Raw genomic sequence first — 23,606 nt, 5'->3', positions numbered from 1 at the left:
AAAGGAGGATTCAATTGGTGAACCCCATTTTCGTAAGCTGGAAGAAACAGAGAGTTTTTACCAGATAAAGAGAGAAAAAATAGAAAATTTCAACTTCAAAAACATTCCTTCATCCTATTGCAACCCCACTTAAAAACCACTAAAATTACTTTGGTATCCGAAATTTAATGACTTGAACAGCGCCAAGCCCTTACGTCTGTGGCGCATGAATATTTTAATGAAAGAAGGCGTTTTTCATGCCTAGAGCCTTGTGGCTTTTAATCATCGGGATGGCAGTCAATGTTACTGGCTCTTCTTTTTTATGGCCTTTGAATACCATCTACATCCATGAGCACCTGGGCAAATCATTGTCCGTTGCCGGGATCGTACTGATGCTGAATTCCGCTGCCAGTGTCATTGGCAACCTGTTTGGCGGGAGTCTTTTTGATAAAATTGGCGGCTACAAATCTATTATTCTTGGAATTGGCATCACCATTCTCGCGCTGCTGGGACTAACGCTCTGGCCGGGCTGGCCGCAATATATTTTCTTTTTGACCCTAGTTGGCTTTGGTTCAGGAATCGTGTTCCCAGCTATGTATGCAATGGCAGGGTCGGTATGGAAGGAAGGCGGCCGCAAAGCGTTCAACGCGATTTATGTTGCCCAGAACCTTGGGGTAGCTGTCGGTGCCGCGCTTGGCGGGCTTGTCGCTTCCTACTCGTTCCAGCTGATCTTCATGGCGAACGCAGCCATGTACCTGATTTTCATGATGATTGCGATTTTCGGCTATCGCAACATCGATACGCGGACAGCTAAGCAAACGAATATTCTACAGGAAAATGGAACGGTCAAAAGCCGGACGAAGCTTATTGCCCTGCTAATCCTTTCCGTTGGCTACCTTCTTTGCTGGGTGGGATATGTACAATGGCAGACTACGATTGCTGCCTATACACAGGAACTTAACATCACTTTGAATCAGTACAGTCTGCTTTGGACTGTCAATGGTGCGCTCATCGTCCTTGGTCAGCCTTTTGTCAACAGGCTGATCAAGCCATTCCAGAATAAGCTTAAGCTCCAAATTGTCATCGGGATGGTCATTTTCATGGTTTCCTATGCAGTTGTCGCTGGAGCCCAGGTATTTTCCGGCTTCGTCGTCGGAATGGTCATCCTGACCATCGGGGAAATGCTGATTTGGCCGGCAGTGCCGACCATTGCAAATGACCTGGCGCCAAAGGGCCGCGAAGGCTTTTACCAGGGAATCGTCAACAGCACCGCGACTGGAGGCAGGATGCTTGGCCCTCTGATGGGCGGTATCCTTGTCGATCTGTACGGCATGCCGATGCTGTTTGCTGTATTGATCGCCCTCATGTTCATCGGCATTTTTACAACGGTAGTGTATGATCGTAAAATAAAATCATCTGGCAGCGTGGCTGCCCAGGCATAGAAGAAGCTGGGACTGTCCAGCTTCTTTTCTTATAGCGGCATGACCACTCCCCGTATCGGTCACAATATGTGCATGATTTCTCGATAAAATCTGCATATTTTACAACTAAAATAATGATATAATCATAATTCGAAAGACAGGGGGTGAATGGATTGAAAATGAAACTCCTCGGAGTAGCGTTATTGGCTGCCGGTCTGTTGGCTGGTTGTAGTGGCGGCGAAGAATCTGCCAAGACAGACCAAAAACAGCAGGACATCAGGGAAATGGTGAATGATTACAGCAAAGGCAAGGTTAAGGGCCATAATGCTTCCATCACCTCACACGAATTGATCATTGCGAAAGGTGAAGGCGACAAGCAGGTTATTGATCTATCAGAAGAAGAATTCTTCGTCTCCATCGCGCCGTATGAGGATCAAACCCATCCTTGAACGAATCATAGCTTGACAGGTTGTCAAGGTGAGATGGCAGATAATGATTTTGATGTATATATTGAAGATCAGGAAGGAAACGTAATCGTCGATGAGAAGATGACCGCCCACCAGAACGGGTTCATCGATCTGTGGCTTCCAAGAGATCAAAAGTTCAAGACAAAGATTGAACACAACGGCAAATCGGTCGAATCTGAAATTTCCACATTCAAAGACGATCCGACTTGCATTACAACAATGCAGCTTATGTAAAAAATACCTTAGAAATAACTGGTTCTGAAATAAATAGAAATGTTATTAGTTTTGTAGACCAAATTGCTGTCAGTGATTTGGTCTTTTTTTTAGACATTTTTAAAAAGGATTTCCGCCGCTATTTATTGAATTTTCTTATTAAACTCATGAAGCAGTTATGTTGAAGAAGAGCATTGTAGGGGAGCGGAAATTAACATCACGTTTAACAGAGTGTTTAGTTTAAAAAAGTATAGCAGTGAAGCTCATTTGACGCGGGCAAAAATGAATGTGCACCTTTTATCACCTTTCCAAGCCTCGGCAGTCGCCGGGAATTCTTTATTTCACAGTAAATTATGCTGATTCAGGCTTTAACTTATAATTATGTTCCAACATACCGTGAACCAGATTGCAGGATCAACCGAATTTAACACAGCCAAAGAAAAGGAGATTGCGAATTCATTATCGAATTTATTCCGTCATGATAGATAGGAGCTTCATATGAAAAAGAAAATGTTAATGTATGCCACCAGCTTTGTGATTTTGTTTCTGATCGTGTTTGCTCTGGACAAATATAAGATTTATAAAGAAGAAGAGCCTCCTATTCCGGAGATTTCTGTTGAAGGCGTTTCCATCAACGCTCATCCAGGGCCATATGACTGGCGCGGCTCAAAGAAGAATACTAAAAATCCAGTAGAGATGCTCGCAGGGTTACCTGGTGATAAGGTAAAGGAAGATAACATCCTGACAATCGCCTTTCCAGAAGGTGGCCAGCCAGAAAAAATAACGGTCAGTGAATGGGACAGCTTTTCAAGAGAGCAAACCGATTACGACTACCAGCAGGGTTTTCCTATACCATACAGCTACAAAAGTTGGGGAATTGTCTATTTAATTATCAATGCGGAATGGAAAAATGATTCTGTTTCATATTATTTGAAGCTGAACGTGGAGCAGAATTATTATGGAGACATGCTGGCAAAAAAAGAAGGAGCACTTACAGCTATGGCGGTTGTTCCATCAGGAGAAGGCGCAAACTATGATTTGCCTGCTGAAGCGAAAAAGCAGCTTGAAAGGTTTGAAATATACGATGATATTGAGTTTGTCAAAGAAGAGTTTCCAGGGTTAAGCAGCTGGGCACCTTCAACCATTCCTGTGTACTTTGTGTTCAATAATGAAGACATGGATTTTAGTACAAAGGATAAAGCGAAAATGATCCAGTACCTGGAGGCTGTTCCAAAGCCACCTTATACAGGCCTGCTCGCACCAAAGGACGGGGAAATCAGGGTCCTTGCGGTCGTCCCGCCCGGAGAAAAAGAATTAACCGATTTTGACACTGAAATAAGGGGATTGCTTAATACATTCGAAGTTCGTGATGATCTTGAGGCAGTCAAGAAGGAGTTTCCGGGGTTAAGAGGCTTAACTGCAGATTCTCTCCCGGTATACTATGTGTTCAATGACAAAAAACCATTAAAAACAACTTTTGAAAAAGAAGAATTGATTATGATTATAGAATTCTATAAAAATAAATAAAATAAATATAAACTAATTGTGCTGCTAATTCACCAGCGAATTTAGGATCTACAGAATTTTATGGGTTCTCAGTTTTTGATAGACCCGATACCCCAATCTCTTGGGTAATTGAGTAACAAAAAGAAATTTAAAACTCTGATTACTGGTGCGATTGCTGAACAAAAGCAGTCGCTCTTTCTCGCTAAAGAGGCAACATTCTTATATAGTAAAGCATCTTTTGTGAACAAATGCACTTAAACATAAGGGTACAAAAGGAAAGAAGCAACGCATAAATTTGCGTTGCTTCTTTCCTTGTTAGAAATATTTCTGGTAAAATTCCTGTCTGAGCCTTCCGCTTAGTTGAGCATAAATCCTAGTTGTTTCGCTTTTCTCGTGACCCAAAAGGCTTTGAATGACTTCAACTGGTGTGGCTGTCTCTCCGTTACAAAAATGGCCGGATCTTTATCCTGGCGGCTATCAATGTATCGCTTAAGCCATAATTCTGCCCGGATATTAAAATACACTTCACGTTCCTTATCACCCTTTCCCCTGACGATGGCAGAACGGTTAGACCAATTAATGCAATTGCGATCAAGCGCAGCAATTTCTCCGATTCTGCAGCCAGTTGAAAACATAAATTCGAAAAGTGCCTTTTCCATAGGACTTAGACAGGCTTCACGTAAAGTTCAATCTCCCTTTCTGATAGGAACTTTGGAATTCTCTTGCCCGCTTTAGGTTCCTTGATCTTTGCTGCTGGATTAAAGGATAAATGGCCTTCCTCGTGACACCAGCGAAACAAAGATTTGATAAACCGAATTCTGTGGGCCAAACTTGAGGGTTTTAAATCCTTGTCTTGAGTAACAAGATATTCCTTTAATCTCTCAGTATTAAAGGTATCTATAATTGGGTCCTTAAAATATTTTATAAGCAGCTTTGCCTGAAGACCATATGCTTTTAATGTATAGGGGGAGAACCCTTCAATACGTTTATCTGCTTCGTAGGATTTCCAAGCAGTTGATAGTAACAAACAAATCCCTCCCATTTATTAGGATGCTAGAAGGTATTCTTGCCAGTTTTATAGAAATTTAGACTTGGTAAAGAGAAATTATATAATAACTAACAAACAAGGTTAATTAACCAAGTCATCTTTGGAGGTGTTGAAATGGATATGGAAAAGTACAAATTAACATTACTAACAATTATTACACTTGTCTTATTGTATATAGCATTTTTAATTTCAGACCCAGGCTTCGGAGTCGGATATTAAATATGGGAGCCTTGGTGAGTTAGCGCAAGTTTTTGAATCTTGTAAATAGGTATCGTAAATCTCATAAAAGAGGAGGGAAATTTTGAAAAAGTTCGTATTTATCCCGATAATAATTCTATTAGCAATAACATTAATTGGTTTTAATGTGTTTAATTCGAAACCAGAAGTACCGATTGAGCTGGTAGCCTTTGAAAGTCTAACGAATAAAGAAAAAGACCTAATCCCTGTCAGTCCTAAAGATTCGCTTGTACAGAAGGTTACTGTGAATACAGAAATAAAATCGAAAATCGATAAAAATTATGAAAAAAAAGAAGTATATGTCGTTACTTTTCGTCATTCAGAAGCTGATTCTTCTGGAAATCTTGAAGTTTATATTGCCTTGGATAAAAAGACTGTCGTTGGGAAGAAGCACCAATAAGAATCCATTGGTTTCTAGCCCTTAAAATAATATTGAAAAAAGGTACTTAAACAAACGGGGCATGTTCCATAAGAAATCACAAAAGTAATGAACATTTACATAAAATAAGATAAACGGAGGTTGAGATGCGAAAAGTTTATCTAGATAGAACAGAATTAACTGGCGCCATAAATATAAATTTAAAAGATACTGAGGTTATACCAGCAGGTACAACACTTTATCCTATGAGTGTTTATCATAAAAATGAGGACTATCAAAAATATGCTAACGATTATGATATTCAATTTATCTTTGGCGATGATATTCCAAATATAGAATTTTATACGGTTCCATATGTAGATATTATGGCAAAAGATAGTAATGGGGGATTTATCGGAACTGTTGGTCAACAATGTGATTTGAAAAGTGACGCACCAATTTGTTATATCAATAGGCATTTAGATTGCTTGATAATATCTGAAAACGGAGAAGATTTTCTGAGTAATATAGGATCATGGCAAGACAACTTGAAACCTTATGATAAAATTACCGTTTATCGTTCGAAAGCAGAAGCAGAAATGGAACTAGAATTTATCGATCTGTCTGTCTGATTGTCCCTCCGGCATTATAAATTCATAGTGAATTAACGGGCGCTAGTCCAAGAAGGATTATTGAAGTTATTGTAACGATGCAAGAAAGCAAGCATTAGAGAGAAAACTATTTAAAATGAGGGTATTGAAGAAGGATAAAGAAAAGATACATAAAAAAATACCAATAGATAAAACTGGATAAAACAAAATAGATGGACAAAAGGAGTGAGGAATAGTGAAAGAAAGAATTCAAAAAATAACTCCGAACTTCTGGTTCAATACTGAAGCTGAAGAGGCAGTTAAGCATTATACTTCTATTTTTAGAAATTCCAGAATAGGAAGGATTACTCGCTATGGAAATGAAAAAAACGAAATAAATGGGGGATCAGAGGGAGGGGTAATGACCATTCAATTTCATTTGGAAGAACAGGAATTTGTGGCTTTAAATGGTGGTCCGCAATTCAAATTTACGGAAGCAATATCCCTTATTGTAAATTGTGAAACACAAGAAGAAGTGGACTATTATTGGGAAAAACTCTCTGAGGGTGGGGATGAAAAAGCACAAGTTTGTGGTTGGCTGAAGGATAAATTCGGTGTATCTTGGCAAATCGTACCCATCAGTCTGTATGATATGTTAAATGATTACGATTCTGAAAAATCAGGACGAGTTATGAAGGCATTGCTGCAAATGAAAAAAATTAACATTAATGTTTTGAAGCAAGAATATGAGGGGTGAAATGTACAATATGTTGTATTTTAGATGAATTGTGTTGATCCAGAAAGCATGCTTGGACATTTTTGTCGAAGTTCTAATTTGGCTTAACGGTTTGTTTAATAAAAGAGCTTCCTTGAAAGTGGTTAAACTGAATGAGTCTTGAAGAAGGATTGAAAATAATGAAATTGGCGGCTTTTTTCCCCGCCTTTTTATGTAGATGTTCTTATTGAACAAACGGAGCAGGTCGAAGAAGAACTGGTAAAAATAAAACTAAAAATAGATGATGTATTGTTCCAAATGGAGTGATATGGTGAATCCAGAAGTTGAAAATTCCGTACAGAAATTACTCGAACGTGCTGAAACTGAAGGTAAAATGGGAGAAAGATGTTCATTTAATCAACTTAATGATTTAAATAAAGTATTTAAAAATAAACTCCCCGAATGGCTTATTCAATTTTATATTAGTACCCCTATTTGTGGTTTAGAAATTGCAACAAAATACTCAGATTCAAAAGATGACGAAGATTACTTAGATATGGAATTCCTAAATGTTAAAGGGATAATCTCTGAAGCTACTGAGGCATATCCAGGTATTTCTTTAATAGCTAAGGGCTATTTATGCATTGGACATGATGCTTTAGGAACGGGAGATCAGATTTATATCTCTATAGATGAAGGTGAAAATCCACCAGTTTATCAGATATATCACGATGTTAGTGATCATCCCGATGAAATTTTATCAGCAAAGAGAATAATCGCTAATTCTCTATCTGAGTTATTTAACAATGCAAAGGTAACATAACAATTGCCTTTTCTTCCACAATAATAGGTGCGATAATCTATCGCACTTTGATTCTTTTTTTTAGCAGGAGTTTAGTAAAAAAAGGAAATATTAATTTTGCAACATCTCCTTTACCTTTAATTCCTGGTTTTTAGAACATAGTTCATCTTTTAGATATTCCAGAAAAGGGCACTTTAGTGTAAGAGTAGGCATTGTTGCTGGATTAGGTTAATTCAATATAAAAGTAATATAAGATTATTAGTAGGCGATACCTACACGGGATTTTATATAATCGCTTGCTTGTATCTGTTTATAAGTAAATTCTGCTGTATCGGATACGGTTATTTTCGCTCCGCCATCTGGCAAAAAATTTCGGCCTATCCGATAACTGCCTGCCTTTTCTCCATCCGGCAAGTACGTAGGACAAACAATCGTCCATTCGAGGGTTGATTGCTTGAGTATATCGTATGCTTTATGATGTTCTTTCGCTGCACGGGTGGACTTCTGCTTTGATTCACTTGATTGATAACGCAGCAGATTTGGTGCGGTTTTACTTTGCAGAATCCCCGCAGTTCCGATCGTTATTATTCGCTTTATACCTGCATTTTCCATGGCTTGGATAATAAGTGGCATACTTTCTGATAAAGTAGTTGTGCCATCGGTATTTAGGGCACTAATGACAACATCAATCCCATACATTGAACGCACTATATCATCTTTATTTAAAACATTCCCTTGAATAATGCTTAGATTATCATTATTTATTTGAATCTTCTTTGGGCTTCGAACTAATACGGTAACATGATGTCTGTCATGAAGGGCGTAAGTAACTATTTGACTTCCAACTCGTCCAGTTGCACCTAAAACTAATATATTCATAGGAATAAGGCTCCTTTGGTAAATATTAATACTTTACTATAAAAGTTATTTTACTGTCTTGTTTAACGAACGTATTTATTTGTAATATTGCCTCCTTTTGCCGTGATACAATTGATTTACATATTCAGGAATACGTGGATTTGGATTATTCCGACCCAGGATTTGAAAGAGGAATTTTAATGCATCCTTTAATGGTACAAGAATTAAAGAAACAGAAGGAAGATATAGAATAACTTCAAAAACAAGAATATTTGTATGCTGCTGCCTTCTTAAGTTAAGAGATAGTGTGGAAGGTAAAAGTAATCTACAATAACTTATGAGAAAAGGAATGTAAGGAAACTAATTAGCCAGTAGCTTTGATAAATGTTAAATAAACGGGTAGAAGGGATGTCCCGCTTTTTTATTCATCTTATTGTAGAAAACGATAAAGGTTGTTAAGGAGAGTTGGAAAAATGGGCTTAGAGGATTCTAACAGTATTGATGCAATTGGAGTTCATAGAGAACAAAACTGTGTTACGTTAGCCTTAATTGACAGTGAAGGTTGGGAAAACGAAAAACAGCATCTTATTATGTTGCAAGAAAAACTAAATTCATATTTAAATTTCATTCTAAGTGGTGAAATATACTCTTCTTATCCAGATGCCAAGGGTAAGAATGTTGAAATTAATATCTATTTTAAATACGATTTCCCGGAGAAGTGTAAAATTTTTTTGGGCAATGTTGAAGAACTTATGACAACTGAAGGAATTACATTAAGTCATAGAGTTGGTTAAACTTTAATTCACTTTTGTTTTCAATAAACGGGGAGTATAGTTTGAAAAAATAAAATAAGTGAAGAGGATTTTCGGAGGTGGAAAATGAGAAAACAGTTAGCGGAAAAAATATTTGCACAGGGTTATCCAGATGCGAAAACAGCTCCAATCGTTAGTCTTGAAGATTTCTTTACTGGGAATACAGATGAAGGATCTATAGGATGTAATCTCTTAGAACATCCAGGAATAGACACATTTAATAATATCTTATGGAAAATTAGAGGACAGGAAAATGTACAAGATGTTCTTGTAGAGATAATGGAAATTGAAGATGATGAGAATTATTGGGCTTTTTCGGAGAGACTTTACATTTTAACAAGTGCAGAGCAAGATACCGTAGAATGCTGGGTGAATGTATTAGAGCCGTCTGAAGTAGATGATGAAGGTTATATTTTTGGAATCCCTCCCCTAGCACCTGAGTTAAGGGATGGTTATAAGGTTTACTCTGTGTGGTGGGATTAGTTTTTCCACTAGTGATAAAGGTTAGCATAAGTAGAAAACAATAAATGGAAAATAGAATTTAATAATGCTTTATCTACTTTGGAGAGGATTTAATATGACAAAAAATCCTTATGGGGAACACTAGAAAGATGTAAAGGGTACAGGGTAGAAGAAGCAAATGATATATATAACCACTATTTTGGTGGTCAAGATTGTAAGTTGCCTGATTGTCCATTATGTGGGGAGAAAATGCATCAAATATTTTGCTATTACTTGAAAGATGAAAGACTGTTCGAAATAAAAGCTGAAGGACTAAAAGTTCTGCCGTTAGTTTCCTGCTTGAACTGTTCGATGGTGTGGGAACCTCAATGCTTTCAGTTAAGGAATGGAGGAAATTCCCTTCAAATATTAAGTCAAGATAATACAGAAGATTGGGTTCAAGATGAAGATGATAGGCTATCAATACCACTTCCAAGAACAAATGTAAAACTTATTGAAATGAAAGTCGAAGATCGTCCAACTAATGAAGAAAACTATCATTTGGCTTTTGATTTATTTGGTTCTGAATATTTATGTAGATTGTTGGGTGCCCCTTTGTATGATGAAGCCCCCGAAGAATTAGAATGTCCAATTTGTAACCAATCGATGAAGTACATTGCCACAATAACTCAAGACCTTGGAGAACGTAAACTTATTTGGGTTGTCGATTTCCAATTAGGTGAAATGAATATTTTCTTCCATTTTTGCCAGGACTGTTTAGTTATAAAAACTCAAACACAAGGAACATAATAAAAAACATTGCATAACTAATCGGATTTAACATTTAAGGCTGTCTAAACAGTCTTTTTTTAATTCAATGTGAGTCTGTGAAATTTTGTACTTAACCAAAAGGAAGCGAGTTCCAGGAAGGATTAAGCGCCTTTTTTGTAGAATTCTTATTGAACATTAAATGCAGGTTAGTGAAAGAAGTGGGAAATTTTTGTGGAATTTTAAGCGAGGCATTCAATAAAAATGGGAGAACTTTATGCTAACAAATACTGAAAAAGAACAAAAAGTGATTTGTAGAAAATATGGAGCTGAATTTTTCGCCGCAGAAGACAGATTGAAACTAGGCATTTCTAAGAACGTAAAAGAGGGTATGTTGCCTATTAATGGCCTTCGTCTATATCCAGAGGAAGGAACTTCTGGCTGGTTTATATGGGGAGGAAAAGAATTTTCCGAAGACCCAGATTTTTTTGTTCCTCTTCACATTGAACATATTGAGGAATGGGTACCAAATATAAAAAAATATTTGGGCTTGGCACCTGGCTGGCGATTTTTAATTGCTGATGATTATGAAGATGTTTGGTTTGATAAAGAGATTCTCGATGATTTTTGATTTAAATCTGCAAAATGGGGGGTAATACGTTGGTTCAAAAGTTTTTTTATGTCTTGATTGCATTAGCATTATATACGATTAATGGATGCTCTAATGGAGGCGAAACAACGGGAGTATCAATTGATAGTATTGATGCTGAAGAAGTTTTAACATTGGACCCTAATGCTGATATTTTTCAATATGATGGAGTAATCTACAAAACTAATATCGATTGGGTTGAAGAATTGTCTCTAACAAAAGACGTTCAAATCGGTGAAATAAAAACAAGAAAAGATACTAATACTGATTTCAAAGATGAAACAGCGAATAAACTTCCAGTTGGGACAAAGATTTTCTCAGCCAAGGAAAGAGGAGATATTTTAATCGTTGAATTAGAAGGAGAAATTTTGAAATACCTAGCAATTGTTGAAGGATAATCAATTAAGTAATTATTAAAAAAATGTACTTAAACAAATGGGTGGATTAATCCAGGAAGGATTATCCACCTTTTTTGTTGAACATCTTATTGAACAAACGAAGTATTTAGTGAAAGAACAAATTCCTGTTGGAGGGCTTGTAATAATGACTAGATACAAAAATATTATAGAAAAAATTAATCAGAAACCAACGAATTATAACTTTAGTAAGCTGCCAGCAGATAGCTTTGAAAAAGAATTATTAATAGGTGAAATCCCAATTGATTATATAGATTTCTTAAGGGAAGTAGGATTCGGTTCAATTTCTGAGGGTTATTTCATGTTTTATGAGGGGTTAATTCCAGCAGAGGAAATTTTCGATACAGACATTAACTCTGAAATAAAAAACATATTTTTATTTGGAGACAACTTCTCTGGAGATGCCACGGGATTTTTCCGAACTAACAATTGGGCAATTGTAGATATATGGCATGAAGATTTATCGATTATACCAAGGGAAGAAAGAACATTTGTGGAATTTGTAAATAAAATTATTTCAAACGAACTTTAAGAAGAGCTTTGTTTATCTTATGATTAACCTTATTAAACAAAAGGGAGGTTAGTTACAGAACATTTAGGGCACATTACTTTTCAAAAAGGAGTAACCTAAATGAAAAATCCAATGTTAATTAGCTTGTATTTGGTATGTAGTATTTTTATGTTATTAGGAAATCCTGTCTATTCACGAGCTTCTTATCCAAATAAAGATGACTACCTGTTTCCTGCGAATACGAAAATATTTATTGGTGAAACTGTAGATGAATTTTACCAAGCTCTAAGAGATAGAAGGTATCCAGTACATCAGGAGTTTTACAAAAGGCATAAGCAAAGGCAAAAAGATTTGGATGCTGGTCTCTTTAAAGAAATTCCTGATGCATCAATTAATTTTAGGAAAAAGGTATTTTTTTATGAGGTGAAACGATTCAATTATATGATTTGGGATGGAAATGTTCTTCATTCCTATCCTGATATAGATTTAAAATACCACCAGACAGTCAGCCCCAATAGGCAAGTTTTTTTCTTCTACTCCTTTAAAGACACAGAAAAAGAATTTAGAGGTAGATATGCAATTTATGATGTTGAAACAAAAGAAATCCTAGCAGGTGGAGGTATGTATTTCCCAAAGTATCCAGCTTATAAGGATTCTCTGAATTAACAAATGAGTAACTTTAAAGAGACGGGTGCGTTGATCCAGAAGGATTAACCGCCTTTTTTGTTGAATTCCTTATTGAACAAACGGGCAGTAATGTTCAATAAGGGAATAAAATAAAGGGAACAAATTTCAATGTGAGGTGCCGCTGTTGTCGAAAATATATTTTTCTATAGGGATAATTCTATTATTAATTCTTGAATTAATAATAGGTTATTTCTTTCAGCGTCAGTATGCTGATATTATGGGGACTGAAAATATAATATCTCTATATGTATGTTTATTGGTGCTTAATATAATAGGTTTATACTATGCTAATAAGAAGACCGAAATAATTAAACTAGTTTCAAGTCTTTTGCTGATCTTTATCCCATTTTATTTTTATATAACTAAACCTGATTATACTGTGGATAATGCTAGTTTAATTCTGGCCAATAGATTTAATGTTAAAGTAACCCATATGCAGAATCTCAACTATGAAGATAATAAAGTATATGTATTTTTTTCGGAACTGAATTATACTAATCTCTACTATTTTAATCCATTTAATGGAGAGAATGGAGTGTTAGGAGAAAGGTATTGAAGATAGGGTTATACTTGGAAGATCTTAATTTTGGATCTTGTTATTAAACAAATGGGGTAAGTTCAAGAAGGGCAGTCGCTTATTGTGCTAACGATGCAGGTTCGTGGAATAGGTAATTAAAGACCGCACCGGTAAGAACGGTTTAGTATAAAGGATCTGGCACTTTTTTATCACTAATAAAGTAGTCCATTAAAAAATCTCAGACTGGCAAATAGTCTGAGATTTTTAGTAATGGCTTCTTGCAGCATTGAATCCATTATGGGTTGCTTCTAATTACTTTGCGGACCGTGAGTCAAGGAAACTGTCTCCTTGGTTTTTCGTCTTCTATATACGCTTAGAATCAGTCCTGCGGATATCATCTCCAGCAATAAATGTGAACCTCCATAACTCATGAATGGTACGGGTACACCAGTCAGTGGAGATAAACCGAGATTCGTTAGTAGGCTTAGTATAAACTGAGCTGAAAAGACTGCTGCCAATCCTGTAATTAGCAATTTTCCATAAGGTGGATTCACACTTTTGGCGGTAATCGATATTCTACAAATAAAAAATATAACCAGAGCTAAAGCCGTGATTGCGGCTAGCCACCCAAACGAGTAGATGATGTACGCCAAGATAAAATCTGTATGGACCTCAGAAATGAAATTTGGGGTCACCTGAAGGGCACTTCCTATAAAATAAGCCTCACCTATTTTAAGATCTGTATAGGAGGTTACCATGAAGTATCTCTGAGAAAGAGACAGCAGATTCCAGATGGGCCATATAGAAGCAACAACTGCGAATGTTATAGTTTGCTTAAGGCTGGACCTTGACGTATGCATGATTGCAGCACATACAATGATGCTAATAATAGTAGCTGCGAAGGCTCCTGTAGTCGCCATTAATAAAATTGGTATTGACATAAAACCTATTCCAAACCAAGACTTTCGATTATCCTTCCAATCCCAGGAATGAAACATTCCAGCAAAGGCAATGACCAAAAGGAATGGAGTGATTTCGGTGAAATTAATAGTGGCAAAGCCTACATTTAAAAATGGCACATCATCGACTCTAACCCCAATGAGAACGGTCAATAAAAGTATGAGGATTGTTGCCGCATAGAAGTGCTTGGAGTATTTCATCAATCTTCTGTAATCAAACATAAATAGGCTTAGCATGAGCACGACACCCAACGAGTAGAAGCTAAGACTTTTATTGAAAACTTTCAGTTCTTGAAGCTCTGTAAAAGCCGAATGGAATTGCAAACAATACATAACCAGTAGCCCAAATAGAGAAGCTGTCAGCACTGGCAGCAACGTTTTCACATCCATAGGAGCTTTGTGTGTTTTGTTAAGCTGCTTTCCCAAAACTACTGCATCTCCCATACGTGCTAATGCTTGATCTATAGCCTCTTCTTCTGAAAGTCCTGTACGCATGGCCTCCTCTTTGAGCGTATGAAGGTGATCGTTAATTTCCAGTTTTATATGGGCATGTACATCCTTATTTTTTATCCGTTTACACAAATCTCTAATATACATTTCAAACTTATTATCTAATCCCATACGATTTTCTCCCCACTTAAAACTTCGTCAACAGCATTCTTGAAAACGGACCATTCTTCTTTTTTTTCTTGAATAAATTCTTTACCCTGGTTATTAATCTTGTAATATTTCCTCTTTCTCTTTCCGGTCCCTTCGCCCCAGTATGATACAATTAATTCTTTTTCCTCAAGGCTGTGAAGGATGGGATAGATCGTGCCTTCTTTAAAACTAAAAATTCCATTAGACTTCGATTCCAGTTCTTTGATAATTTCATAGCCGTACATTGGTTTAGAATTAAGCAAACTCAAAATAAGAGTAGTGGTACTACCCTTTAGCAATTCTTTGCTTATCTTCATAAACAGTCCACCTTCCAAATGCGTAGTATATCTATGCATAGTTATTATATGTATAATTTATGATATAAATTAATTCCTGTCAATATGTCTATAAAGAAAAACGGCATGTTTTATATAACGAAGATTCATTAAGAGCACATTCTTTTCATAAGTTGCTTTTAATAGTCGAATGTGGTCTCAGTAAAGAAAGGTATAACAAACAATAAGAATTCCTATTAGATATGATTTTTATGTTTGTGAAGCAAACATTGCTTATTCAACAATCAGGTGCGATAGCAGAACAAGGCTATCGCTTATTCAACTATTGATGCAGGTTAGCACAAGAAGGTTTTATTAAAGATATGTAGAATGATTCAATAAAAGTGTTTAATTCCGGTGTGGTGCGGAGGGAATTTTAAATGAAGAAACTTTTAATACTTTGTGTTCTGGTACTAATAAGTGCGTTCGGTTTTTTGAGTGCTGAGAGAAAGATGGAAACAATACGTCATATTGATAGCGACCTTGACACAATTGTAAACTCAAAAAACGTTAACAGTTTTTCATCACATACCAACGCTTATATTAAAGCACAACCGCAAGAGTTCCATAACATAGTTTCTAAAAAACAAGTAGCACTTGACCACTTTCTTGAAAAGTTTGCCAAAGGTGAAGAAAACGGATTAAAAGAATATATAATGGCTGCTGCTTGTGTTGAAATTTTAGGTGAAAAAAATCCTGTAAAGGAATGGGAAACAGGTCGTGGTTGGTACGAAAAATATATTGCTTCAAATATATAGTTATATTTTCATAAGAAAAATATAAAGAACAATTACCACTGTGTATAAATATATACTTAACCGGTGTTGAATTCCTTATGAAGCTAACGAAGCAGTAATCTTTAATAAGAATTTGGATTTTTAATGGAAAAATTTGTAGTGAGGAGGAATGAGATTATGAGTAAGAGCAAACCAGTTGATGAATTAACCATTGAGGACTTAAAGGAAAATCCTATATGGGAATGGGCAATAGATGAAGAAGAGAACGAAGAACAAGATGAGACTTGGGTAAGACCATCTGAAACAAAGAACTTTACAGAAGAGTTAAACGGTTCAATTGTATTAGGAGAATTAATGACAAATAATGGCGATAAATATCCTATGATGTGTAACCTAGATATAGAAGACGACGAGGTATCAATTAGTTCAGTTATTTTATATAACAATAAACAGGATGAATATTATGCCTTAGAAGATATGATTAAAAAAATTGATTTGCCTTTATTCATTAATATTGGCCTTACAATCAATGGGAAATCACAATCTTTAAAATTTGCTGCGAACAAAGTGGATATTTATAAAAATAACATAAAAACCAAACTGAATTAGTGTCTTGATTATCATACGGGTACGTTGATCCAGGCTGATGTGACCCCATAAAGTTAGACACTTTATTAAATGAGGGGATATGGAGTATGTTAAATGACCTTCAGGATGCTTCTGGTTTATTAACGATTTATAGGGAAACAGAACCTTTTGGAGTATATATTAAAATAAAAGCTAATGAAAAAATCGCTCACAATAACCATATAGTTTTCGTTAATGATCTTTTTTATTACTCTTTAACTACTTATTTTAATGGGGAATATTTAAATCTGTATTTGGAGTTAGATAGTACGGGAAACATCCTAAAAGTTTTAAAAGAAACGGAGGGGATGATGCCAACGTTATTTATTGCTCCGAATAACTCAGTTTGGTGTACACTTGGTGATACAGAGGAAAAAGAAATAATTCTTCCATTATCAAAGCGTCAGGAATTAGGAAATGTAAAAAAGTATCGTCCTTTTGTTGGTGAATGGTTGGGGACTTTTAACAATATGGTTTTATTTTATACCAATGATAGTTTTGGAAATAAGCCAGACCAATTAATGAAACTAGAATTTAAGGATAATTCTTTAAAAAAGCGTGAAGTTTTAAAAATCGACAAGCCAATAAATAATAAGATGATTACTCAGCGGGAATACATCCAAATGATAGCGTGGGATAAGGGGAATTTATTACACCGAAAAATGGATTTTAAGGGAAATATTATTCAGGAAAGATCTATTAATGTTGATGATATGGAATTGAATGATGTTGTTGGTGTAAGGTTAAGTTTTGATGAGGAATCAACCCTTATTGGTTTTAATGATAATACATTGTTTATCCTTTTTATTAATTCTATTGGGGGAATTACCAAAAAAAACCTAATAGAACTGGAAGCCACTTTTTACAATATCTTAGATTTAAAAATAATTGATACTGAGAATAATTTGGTTTCCTTTGTTGGGGAAGAGTTTAATGGATGGGCACTTATAAACAATAATATCATTGCGGAATGTTTTGTAGGCTACGAAGGAAACTCATTCTATAAAGATATTATTTCAGATAAAATTATTGAATTTCCTAAACGAGGAAATGACAAATTGGTTATTTCTGGGATAGGTGAAAATAAAAGTAATACTTATCAGGTGGTAATATATAATCAAAAAGAGGAGAAAGAACTTTATATAATCTCTCGGAATTTTTAACCTGTGCATTAATACCATTCGATTATATGTGTCGTCCTCTCAGGGCGGCTATATCTAAACTATAGGGTGCAAGAGTATAGAAGCAACGCATAATTTGCGTTGCTTCTTCGCTTTCTTAGAAATATTTCTGGTAAAACTCCTGTCTCAGCCTTCCGCTTAGTTGGGCATATATTCGAGTGGTTTCACTTTTCTCGTGGCCCAAAAGGCTTTGGATAACTTCAACTGGTGCTCCATTATTCAATAAATGGGTAGCATAGCTGTGTCTAAGTTGGTGAGGATGAATTTCCTTATCTATGCCGGCACGTGCTGAGATTTTCTTAATGTAATACCTCATTTGGGCAATACTCATCCTGTGTGGCTTTCTCTCTGTTACAAAAATGGCCGGATCTTTATCCTGGCGGCTATCAATGTATCGCTTAAGCCATAACTCTGCCCGAATATTAAAATACACTTCTCGTTCCTTGTCACCCTTTCCCCTGAAGATGGCAGAGCGGTTAGACCAATTAATGCAATTGCGATCCAGTGCAGCGATTTCCCCAATTCTGCAGCCAGTAGAAAACATCAATTCGAATAGTGCCTTTTCCATAGGGCTAATACAGGCTTCACGTAAAAGTTCAATCTCCCTTTCTGATAGAAACTTTGGGATTCTCTTGCCGGCTTTAGGTTCCTTGATCTTTGCTGCTGGATTACTGGATAAATGGCCTTCCTCGTGACACCAGCGAAACAATGACTTCATAAACCGAATTCTGTGGGCCAAACTTGAGGGTTTTAAGTCCTTGCCTTGAGTAACAAGGTAATTCTTTAATCCTTCTGTGTCGAAACTATCGATATTCTGATCATTAAAATAACCAATGAGTAGCTTTGCTTGGATTCCATATGCTTTTAAAGTATAAGGTGAAAAGCCTTCTATACGTTTATCAGCTTCATAGGATTTCCACGCAGATGATAATAACAAACAAATTCCTCCCATTTATTTGGATACTAAAAGGAATTATTGCCTGTTTTATAGAAATTAAGACTCAAGGTATTTAATAGTAATGAAAGTTTTTATTCCAAGACTATTAATAAAAAGATATCTAGCTAGGTAAGGAGATTTAGAAAATGACCTACTGGGAAACGAAAACAATTAATACCGCACGCGGAAACTTTGAGGTCTTTGTAAAAGGAGAGGGCAATCCAATTTGCGTGACTCATCATTATTCAGAGTTTAATCATACTGGTGATTACTTTGCAGATTCTTTGACAGAGAATAATACGGTCTACCTTGTGAATTTAAAAGGAGCTGGAAATTCAAGTAAGACTACTGAGGCTCATGAGTTGAGTATGTTTGATGCTGTTTACGACCTTGAAGCAATCCGAGAGGCGTTGGGCTATTCCAAATGGAGCTTTGCCGGGCACTCGACAGGAGGTATGATAGGAGTCATCTACGGTATTCATTTTTCCACGTCTCTTACTTCACTAATAATTGTGGGGGCAGCTGCTAGGAAATATGCCAATTCATTCTCTGAATGTATCTATCATCCAGACCATCCAAACTTTGACCGAATGCAGCTACTTATTGAGACTTTAAAACGCTCTGATTTAACACCTAGTGAAAGGGCGCGTTTCTCAAAAGAGAGAACTAAACTGTCTCTATTTCACCAGGATAAGTATGATGAATACTTTTCTTTAGGCATACATAAAAAGATGTCTGCTCCAAGACTGAACTTCTTTATTAGGGAAGAAATGATTTTTGATGTAACCCGTGAGTTAGGAAAGATCTCAACTAATACTTTAATATTGAGTGGCCGGTACGATGTGCAATGCCCGCATTCTTTCTCCGTAGAAATGAATAAGCTAATACCAAAATCACAACTAGTTGCTTTTAATGAAAGCAATCATTACCCTTTCCTTGAAGAAAAGTCGTTGTTTAGACAAGTCATCTCAACTTACTTAAAAGAAACGGTTTCTTATTGAGCTATAGAAGCAGGTTAGCTCAAGTAGGATATGAAGATGAAATGGGGATTCGTAATGAATTGCGGATGTGATAGCGTTAAAGATTTAACCTTGCAAAGAAATGATATATCAAAACGTATTAAAGAAAGTAAAATGCTAAAGAAAAGATTTAGATTAATTGCTAAACACTCTAATGGTGAAGAAAAATTGTATGTATGCAATGAATGCAATCAACTGTGGCAGGGGAGCTATGCTTGGAATTTTGGTAATGGAGAATATTTGTTTAAAATTCCTTCAATTGAAATAAAGAAGTGGGAAGTAGAACATTATACTGCTCCTGACGAAATACTAATGTACTTGGCATTGATGGACAGATTCTTAACAGAAAATACATTTGTTGCATCAGAAGAAAATTGTAGGAAAGAAAACTGTAATAACAAAGCGGTAAAAGGCCTTAATTTATGCTTAGAACATCATATAAAATCATTACAGTACATAGGAAATCTACCAAAGACACCAAAAGGAAAACTCTCCGATCCATATGGACAAATTTATAGGAAATACAAAGCTATTTTCGATGAAGCTATCATGTTATTGAACTAAAGAGGCAGCATTCCTGTAATGAAAGAAAATGGAGTTTGTATAAAAAAATAGCCTCTTGGTAGAATGAGAGAGTCCTGAAGCTGGCCAGCGAAAAGGACAAAACTCATATACCAGGAGGCCGTGTAATGAATTATAACCAAAATGATAAAATTGCTCAAATTACTTCTCAGACTCTAATTATAGGTGTTGATATCGCAAAGTTCAAACATGTCGCACGCGCGCAGGACTATAGAGGTATGGAGTTTGGGTCACCTTGCTTTTTTGATAATACCAAGCAAGGGTTTCAACTTTTCCTCGACTGGATCCTTCAACTTAAAAAGGAACAGGAGATGGAAAAAGTGATTGTAGGCATGGAGCCAACCGGTCATTATTGGTTAAACCTAGCTCACGTTCTGAAAGAAAATAAGATAAAGTTTGTAGCTGTTAATCCGTTACATGTAAAGAAAAGCAAGGAACTCGACGACAATTCACCGACAAAAAACGATGTGAAAGATGCCAGAGTCATTGCACAGCTGGTCAAGGATGGTAGATACGCCGAACCTACGATTCCACAAGGAGTTTATGCAGAACTCAGGGTGGCGAAAAAAATTCGTGATCTACTGACTGATGACCTTCAAACCGTGCAGGGGCAGATTCACAACTGGATAGACCGGTATTTCCCCGAGTTTTTGACGGTTTTTAAAAGCTGGGAAGGGAAAGCAGCCCTGCAATTTTTGAGGCTGGAAGCCTTACCACATGAACTGGTTGGCTATTCTGATCAGGATTTATTGATTCATCTAAGGAAAGCAGTTACCCGAAGTGTGGGAATAAACAAGATACAAGAGTTGAAACGTGCAGCGACAGAATCAATCGGGCTTCGCCAGGGTGCAGCTATGGCGAAACTTGAATTGACTACACTGCTAGATAAGTATGATTTAATCCAGATGAAATTTGAAGAATTAGATTCAAAGATAGATAACCTGATTGAACATATCCCTGGTGTCCAGCAAATGTTGGCGATCAAGGGTGTAGGAAGAGATACTGTTGCCGGCTTCTTTGCCGAAGTGGGAGATCTACAAGATTACTCCCACCCAAGACAAATCATCAAACTGGCAGGTTTGAGCTTGAAGGAAAACACTTCTGGTAAGCATAAGGGACAAACCAAGATAACCAAAAGAGGCAGGAAGAAGCTGAGAGCACTCCTGTTCAGGGTGTGTATGATTATGGTCGCCAAGAACCAAGCATTCAAGGCTTTGCATACCTACTATACCCAGCGTCCCGATAATCCTTTAAAGAAGATGCAGTCCTTAATCGCCTTGTGCAATAAATTGATTCGTATTTTCTTTGCCATAGGCAAAAAGCAATTTGAGTTCAGTGAAGAAAGAATGTTAAAGGATATCCCTCATATGAGAGAACGAATTGAAGGTAAATTGGCCGCTTAATTTGGTAGAAACTGTAGAGTAACAGGTAGTTTTTAGGTTGAAGTACGTCATATATATTTGAAGCACGGATTAGTCAGCAAAGCAACTAAACTTCGGGCATTGACCCTGTGGGGCAGCATGACTGACATCCACCTCATGGAAAGGTTGGACGAAGGAATTTGAGAGCAAAGACTCTGTGAGGCATGGGAGGGTTGACCTCCATGAGAAATGTGGACATCCACCAGTGCGGTCATAAAATAAATACCTTAGCCACCAATTATTGTAAATTAGTGGTAGCACGGTTATAAGTTCTTTTTGCTTTTGAAGTCCAAATTTATCCTCGTAAGATAAATCCAACCATAATGGCGACATTCAAGCCTGAAATGGCTACTAGTGAAATACTGAGAAAACCAGAGAAATTGGGCGTTATGACTTCCTTTATTGAGGGAGTTTAGTTCAACAAGGATTTTATTAAACTGCTCTTGAAGAAACCTTTATATATATGAGGTTATGGAGGTTAGAAAGATGAATTTTCAGTTTGAATTGGATGGGGAAACTAAGAAAATTAAAAATCCAACACTCGAATTAATCACAAAACACCTGAAGGAAATTAATCCTCGTTTCAAGTCTTTTTTTATCCTTACTAATGAATCAGGTCATTTTGTCCAATGTGCGGGGGCAAAATTAAGACTTACAATTGAATTTAAGGATTTAAATAATATAAATGTAATTGGTTCAGACAAGCCGAACAAAGAGGAAATTTCTATAAATTACTCTGGAGGGGCAATAACGATCCATAGGAATGAAGTATTAACAGTAAATGACGCGATTAAGGTTTTCGAAACATTTTATAATACAGGAAACATTCCTGATGATTATATATTGCGTAAGGTCTCGGAGACATTGTAAAGTTGCCCAATTTTAGGAATTTCTTGTTGGACTAAAGGGGCAGGATAGCTTAAGAAGGTATTTCCAGAATTATTAAGACTGTGTGGTGGGTTTATGGAGACAAAATACAAAATTAAGTTGTTACTTCGAGAAACTATTTTAGATTTGGTTAAAGGTGATTTTATTAATATCCAAGAAAAGTTACAAAACGGGCTTACAATAAATGACCTTAGAGAAGAGTTGAGCCTATGGGGAACATTAACGGTTCCGCCTGATGCAGCTTATGAAAACGTCGCTTTTTATAAATATAATGATGGTTCTGGATATTCCTTAGAATTTGAACTATGGATTGATAATCAAAGTAGCGATTTAACGTTATCCTGTGAAGCCTTATTAGATGAAAATCAAAAGATTGTATCCTTTACTATCGAAAACCTTCACGTTTTGTAATTGGGGTTATTAAGCTAAAGGAGCAGGTTAGCTCAACAAGGAGGCTGATAATATTGCCTGCTCATGAATTTGGGATAATTGCTAATGTTGTTAATATAAAAAGCGAAATTTATTATGAACCACTAAAATACAAATGTATTTCTGTTGACGATGAGATTATTGATTCCTTATATGACCAATTATCTAACGTATGAACCTACTTCCATTCACTTGATCGTCCAGGGAATGGTTTAGCTTATTGTGGAATTACACTTATACCACTAGAATCTTTATCAGTATTCTATCAAGTGGTCATAACTTCACCTATGTATGCAAATTCAGGTGAACTTAATGAATTGGCTGCAAAGATAATACAGTCCCAGGAAGAAAAGAAATACATGATACATTTTGGAATTTAGTTCTTTTTGTATTTATTTTCTTGTTTAACAAACGGTGCAGGATAGTGGAAAAAGCACTTAGGGAGATGACTTTAAATGGGGAGATTAAATAAAAAGTTGACTATAATAGCTACGGTTTTAATGGGACTATTCATTAGCTATTTATCCTTTTTTGATAATACAGATTCAAATATGAAAGAGAGTATTAGTATGGCCGGTATGGTCATAGAAGAAAAAAATCACCATATTGAACCAAGTGAATATCTTGAAATGTGGGTAATTGGATACAACGCTTATGAAAAGAAAGAGAACCAAAAACGATATAAAATTTTTATCGAGGAAGCTATGGTTTACAACCTTCTTGAAGAAGGAAAACAGTATGCAGTTGCTGCTACTTCATTTAGGGAAGATAAAGATTTTGGATACGTATATCAGTTGGAACAAATCAGTAACCAAGAGGACTATCAATTAGTTGGTAATGGACGTATAAAGTAAATT

At 36.2% G+C, this 23,606-nt stretch carries 26 protein-coding genes and 3 pseudogenes; 24 read left to right on the top strand and 5 right to left on the bottom strand.

Annotated elements, in window-relative coordinates:
* The first annotated feature begins 236 nt into the window (after window positions 1-236).
* From EJA10_RS08595 to EJA10_RS08580, 3 genes are all read left to right on the top strand, one after another.
* Window positions 237-1,421, top strand: coding sequence for an MDR family MFS transporter (locus tag EJA10_RS08595; protein ID WP_125479598.1), 1,185 nt, complete (start codon window positions 237-239; stop codon window positions 1,419-1,421).
* 152 nt (window positions 1,422-1,573) lie between these two features.
* Entirely contained in the window at window positions 1,574-2,101 is a 528-nt protein-coding gene (locus EJA10_RS24015; RefSeq protein ID WP_342773899.1) for a CueP family metal-binding protein, read from the top strand.
* Window positions 2,102-2,578: 477 nt separating this feature from the next.
* On the top strand, window positions 2,579-3,607 hold the full coding sequence (locus EJA10_RS08580; protein WP_125479596.1) for a hypothetical protein: 1,029 nt from the start codon (window positions 2,579-2,581) through the stop codon (window positions 3,605-3,607).
* A 294-nt stretch (window positions 3,608-3,901) separates the two neighbouring features.
* Here EJA10_RS08580 and EJA10_RS08575 read toward each other — a convergent pair.
* Window positions 3,902-4,613 (bottom strand): annotated as a pseudogene (locus EJA10_RS08575) (tyrosine-type recombinase/integrase).
* Window positions 4,614-4,935: 322 nt separating this feature from the next.
* On the opposite strand from EJA10_RS08575, the gene EJA10_RS08570 reads away from it, so the two are divergent.
* The 4 genes from EJA10_RS08570 to EJA10_RS08555 all read left to right on the top strand — a co-directional run bounded on the left by EJA10_RS08570 (window position 4,936) and on the right by EJA10_RS08555 (window position 7,357).
* The gene (locus EJA10_RS08570) at window positions 4,936-5,271 is read left to right on the top strand and encodes a hypothetical protein (RefSeq protein ID WP_125479595.1); all 336 of its coding nucleotides are present in this window, start codon (window positions 4,936-4,938) and stop codon (window positions 5,269-5,271) included.
* A 125-nt stretch (window positions 5,272-5,396) separates the two neighbouring features.
* The gene (locus EJA10_RS08565) at window positions 5,397-5,861 is read left to right on the top strand and encodes a hypothetical protein (protein ID WP_125479594.1); all 465 of its coding nucleotides are present in this window, start codon (window positions 5,397-5,399) and stop codon (window positions 5,859-5,861) included.
* Between the two features lie 214 nt (window positions 5,862-6,075).
* Entirely contained in the window at window positions 6,076-6,576 is a 501-nt protein-coding gene (locus tag EJA10_RS08560) for a VOC family protein (protein WP_125479593.1), read from the top strand.
* Between the two features lie 286 nt (window positions 6,577-6,862).
* Window positions 6,863-7,357: an SMI1/KNR4 family protein gene (locus tag EJA10_RS08555; protein WP_170169095.1), complete on the top strand. Its 495-nt coding sequence runs from the start codon at window positions 6,863-6,865 to the stop codon at window positions 7,355-7,357.
* Between the two features lie 237 nt (window positions 7,358-7,594).
* Here the strand turns inward: EJA10_RS08555 and EJA10_RS08550 are convergent, their stop codons facing one another.
* On the bottom strand, window positions 7,595-8,215 hold the full coding sequence (locus EJA10_RS08550) for an NAD(P)-dependent oxidoreductase (RefSeq protein ID WP_125479591.1): 621 nt from the start codon (window positions 8,213-8,215) through the stop codon (window positions 7,595-7,597).
* 452 nt (window positions 8,216-8,667) lie between these two features.
* Here EJA10_RS08550 and EJA10_RS08545 point away from each other — a divergent pair, with 452 nt between their 5' ends.
* The 7 genes and pseudogenes from EJA10_RS08545 to EJA10_RS08515 all read left to right on the top strand — a co-directional run bounded on the left by EJA10_RS08545 (window position 8,668) and on the right by EJA10_RS08515 (window position 12,457).
* Window positions 8,668-8,988, top strand: a complete 321-nt coding sequence (locus tag EJA10_RS08545) for a DUF6572 domain-containing protein (RefSeq protein ID WP_125479590.1) — start codon at window positions 8,668-8,670, stop codon at window positions 8,986-8,988.
* 84 nt (window positions 8,989-9,072) lie between these two features.
* Window positions 9,073-9,489: a hypothetical protein gene (locus tag EJA10_RS08540; RefSeq protein WP_125479589.1), complete on the top strand. Its 417-nt coding sequence runs from the start codon at window positions 9,073-9,075 to the stop codon at window positions 9,487-9,489.
* Window positions 9,490-9,583: 94 nt separating this feature from the next.
* Window positions 9,584-10,257, top strand: a pseudogene (locus tag EJA10_RS08535) (hypothetical protein).
* 235 nt (window positions 10,258-10,492) lie between these two features.
* On the top strand, window positions 10,493-10,846 hold the full coding sequence (locus tag EJA10_RS08530; RefSeq protein WP_125479588.1) for an immunity protein Imm33 domain-containing protein: 354 nt from the start codon (window positions 10,493-10,495) through the stop codon (window positions 10,844-10,846).
* Between the two features lie 29 nt (window positions 10,847-10,875).
* Window positions 10,876-11,262 (top strand): hypothetical protein, encoded by a 387-nt coding sequence (locus tag EJA10_RS08525; RefSeq protein WP_246017723.1) that lies wholly within the window; start codon window positions 10,876-10,878, stop codon window positions 11,260-11,262.
* Between the two features lie 109 nt (window positions 11,263-11,371).
* Window positions 11,372-11,812, top strand: coding sequence for an SMI1/KNR4 family protein (locus EJA10_RS08520; RefSeq protein WP_246017722.1), 441 nt, complete (start codon window positions 11,372-11,374; stop codon window positions 11,810-11,812).
* 99 nt (window positions 11,813-11,911) lie between these two features.
* Window positions 11,912-12,457 carry a hypothetical protein gene (locus EJA10_RS08515; protein WP_125479586.1) on the top strand — a complete coding sequence of 182 codons (546 nt, stop codon included), beginning with the start codon at window positions 11,912-11,914 and terminating at the stop codon, window positions 12,455-12,457.
* Between the two features lie 846 nt (window positions 12,458-13,303).
* Here the strand turns inward: EJA10_RS08515 and EJA10_RS08510 are convergent.
* Window positions 13,304-14,575, bottom strand: a complete 1,272-nt coding sequence (locus EJA10_RS08510) for an FtsW/RodA/SpoVE family cell cycle protein (RefSeq protein ID WP_125479585.1) — start codon at window positions 14,573-14,575, stop codon at window positions 13,304-13,306.
* Window positions 14,566-14,910, bottom strand: coding sequence for a PadR family transcriptional regulator (locus EJA10_RS08505; protein WP_125479584.1), 345 nt, complete (start codon window positions 14,908-14,910; stop codon window positions 14,566-14,568). The genes EJA10_RS08510 and EJA10_RS08505 overlap by 10 nt, the downstream gene beginning before the upstream one ends.
* A 398-nt stretch (window positions 14,911-15,308) precedes the next feature.
* On the opposite strand from EJA10_RS08505, the gene EJA10_RS08500 reads away from it, so the two are divergent.
* From EJA10_RS08500 to EJA10_RS08490, 3 genes are all read left to right on the top strand, one after another.
* Window positions 15,309-15,686 carry a hypothetical protein gene (locus EJA10_RS08500; RefSeq protein WP_125479583.1) on the top strand — a complete coding sequence of 126 codons (378 nt, stop codon included), beginning with the start codon at window positions 15,309-15,311 and terminating at the stop codon, window positions 15,684-15,686.
* A gap of 156 nt (window positions 15,687-15,842) precedes the next feature.
* Complete coding sequence (locus EJA10_RS08495; RefSeq protein ID WP_125479582.1) at window positions 15,843-16,274, top strand: hypothetical protein; 432 nt, start codon at window positions 15,843-15,845, stop codon at window positions 16,272-16,274.
* An 86-nt stretch (window positions 16,275-16,360) separates the two neighbouring features.
* Window positions 16,361-17,455, top strand: a complete 1,095-nt coding sequence (locus EJA10_RS08490; protein ID WP_125479581.1) for a hypothetical protein — start codon at window positions 16,361-16,363, stop codon at window positions 17,453-17,455.
* A gap of 115 nt (window positions 17,456-17,570) precedes the next feature.
* Here the strand turns inward: EJA10_RS08490 and EJA10_RS08485 are convergent, their stop codons facing one another.
* Window positions 17,571-18,410: a tyrosine-type recombinase/integrase gene (locus tag EJA10_RS08485; protein ID WP_125479580.1), complete on the bottom strand. Its 840-nt coding sequence runs from the start codon at window positions 18,408-18,410 to the stop codon at window positions 17,571-17,573.
* A gap of 146 nt (window positions 18,411-18,556) precedes the next feature.
* Between EJA10_RS08485 and EJA10_RS08480 the strand changes: the two genes are divergently transcribed.
* The 7 genes and pseudogenes from EJA10_RS08480 (at window position 18,557) to EJA10_RS08450 (ending at window position 23,603) form a co-directional block, all read left to right on the top strand.
* Entirely contained in the window at window positions 18,557-19,411 is an 855-nt protein-coding gene (locus EJA10_RS08480) for an alpha/beta fold hydrolase (RefSeq protein ID WP_125479579.1), read from the top strand.
* Window positions 19,412-19,447: 36 nt separating this feature from the next.
* Entirely contained in the window at window positions 19,448-19,993 is a 546-nt protein-coding gene (locus tag EJA10_RS08475; RefSeq protein WP_125479578.1) for a hypothetical protein, read from the top strand.
* Between the two features lie 125 nt (window positions 19,994-20,118).
* A complete protein-coding gene (locus tag EJA10_RS08470) occupies window positions 20,119-21,414 on the top strand; it encodes an IS110 family RNA-guided transposase (protein ID WP_125479577.1) in 1,296 nt (431 codons plus the stop codon).
* A gap of 504 nt (window positions 21,415-21,918) precedes the next feature.
* Window positions 21,919-22,302: a hypothetical protein gene (locus EJA10_RS08465; protein WP_125479576.1), complete on the top strand. Its 384-nt coding sequence runs from the start codon at window positions 21,919-21,921 to the stop codon at window positions 22,300-22,302.
* 93 nt (window positions 22,303-22,395) lie between these two features.
* Complete coding sequence (locus EJA10_RS08460) at window positions 22,396-22,731, top strand: DUF7668 domain-containing protein (protein ID WP_125479575.1); 336 nt, start codon at window positions 22,396-22,398, stop codon at window positions 22,729-22,731.
* A 50-nt stretch (window positions 22,732-22,781) separates the two neighbouring features.
* A pseudogene (locus EJA10_RS23770) lies at window positions 22,782-23,129 on the top strand (short-chain dehydrogenase).
* Window positions 23,130-23,204: 75 nt separating this feature from the next.
* Window positions 23,205-23,603: a hypothetical protein gene (locus EJA10_RS08450; RefSeq protein WP_125479574.1), complete on the top strand. Its 399-nt coding sequence runs from the start codon at window positions 23,205-23,207 to the stop codon at window positions 23,601-23,603.
* Window positions 23,604-23,606: the final 3 nt, after the last annotated feature.

The sequence above is a fragment of the Mesobacillus subterraneus genome (assembly GCF_003937825.1).
GTDB classification, from domain to species: Bacteria; Bacillota; Bacilli; order Bacillales; family Cytobacillaceae; genus Mesobacillus; species Mesobacillus subterraneus.
Note: the sequence above shows the minus strand (reverse complement) of the source record. Positions and strands in the feature narration are given on the sequence as shown.

What these genes read in the sequence shown, in the direction of transcription:
- EJA10_RS08550 (WP_125479591.1), bottom strand. Translation starts at nt 8,215, where the DNA reads ATGAATATATTAGTTTTAGGTGCAACTGGACGAGTTGGAAGTCAAATA.
- EJA10_RS08460 (WP_125479575.1), top strand. Translation starts at nt 22,396, where the DNA reads ATGGAGACAAAATACAAAATTAAGTTGTTACTTCGAGAAACTATTTTA.
- EJA10_RS08500 (WP_125479583.1), top strand. Translation starts at nt 15,309, where the DNA reads ATGAAGAAACTTTTAATACTTTGTGTTCTGGTACTAATAAGTGCGTTC.
- EJA10_RS08465 (WP_125479576.1), top strand. Translation starts at nt 21,919, where the DNA reads ATGAATTTTCAGTTTGAATTGGATGGGGAAACTAAGAAAATTAAAAAT.
- EJA10_RS08505 (WP_125479584.1), bottom strand. Translation starts at nt 14,910, where the DNA reads ATGAAGATAAGCAAAGAATTGCTAAAGGGTAGTACCACTACTCTTATT.
- EJA10_RS08495 (WP_125479582.1), top strand. Translation starts at nt 15,843, where the DNA reads ATGAGTAAGAGCAAACCAGTTGATGAATTAACCATTGAGGACTTAAAG.
- EJA10_RS08555 (WP_170169095.1), top strand. Translation starts at nt 6,863, where the DNA reads ATGGTGAATCCAGAAGTTGAAAATTCCGTACAGAAATTACTCGAACGT.
- EJA10_RS08530 (WP_125479588.1), top strand. Translation starts at nt 10,493, where the DNA reads ATGCTAACAAATACTGAAAAAGAACAAAAAGTGATTTGTAGAAAATAT.
- EJA10_RS08490 (WP_125479581.1), top strand. Translation starts at nt 16,361, where the DNA reads ATGTTAAATGACCTTCAGGATGCTTCTGGTTTATTAACGATTTATAGG.
- EJA10_RS08450 (WP_125479574.1), top strand. Translation starts at nt 23,205, where the DNA reads ATGGGGAGATTAAATAAAAAGTTGACTATAATAGCTACGGTTTTAATG.
- EJA10_RS08515 (WP_125479586.1), top strand. Translation starts at nt 11,912, where the DNA reads ATGAAAAATCCAATGTTAATTAGCTTGTATTTGGTATGTAGTATTTTT.
- EJA10_RS08480 (WP_125479579.1), top strand. Translation starts at nt 18,557, where the DNA reads ATGACCTACTGGGAAACGAAAACAATTAATACCGCACGCGGAAACTTT.
- EJA10_RS08580 (WP_125479596.1), top strand. Translation starts at nt 2,579, where the DNA reads ATGAAAAAGAAAATGTTAATGTATGCCACCAGCTTTGTGATTTTGTTT.
- EJA10_RS08540 (WP_125479589.1), top strand. Translation starts at nt 9,073, where the DNA reads ATGAGAAAACAGTTAGCGGAAAAAATATTTGCACAGGGTTATCCAGAT.
- EJA10_RS08475 (WP_125479578.1), top strand. Translation starts at nt 19,448, where the DNA reads ATGAAATGGGGATTCGTAATGAATTGCGGATGTGATAGCGTTAAAGAT.
- EJA10_RS08565 (WP_125479594.1), top strand. Translation starts at nt 5,397, where the DNA reads ATGCGAAAAGTTTATCTAGATAGAACAGAATTAACTGGCGCCATAAAT.
- EJA10_RS08510 (WP_125479585.1), bottom strand. Translation starts at nt 14,575, where the DNA reads ATGGGATTAGATAATAAGTTTGAAATGTATATTAGAGATTTGTGTAAA.
- EJA10_RS08595 (WP_125479598.1), top strand. Translation starts at nt 237, where the DNA reads ATGCCTAGAGCCTTGTGGCTTTTAATCATCGGGATGGCAGTCAATGTT.
- EJA10_RS08470 (WP_125479577.1), top strand. Translation starts at nt 20,119, where the DNA reads ATGAATTATAACCAAAATGATAAAATTGCTCAAATTACTTCTCAGACT.
- EJA10_RS08545 (WP_125479590.1), top strand. Translation starts at nt 8,668, where the DNA reads ATGGGCTTAGAGGATTCTAACAGTATTGATGCAATTGGAGTTCATAGA.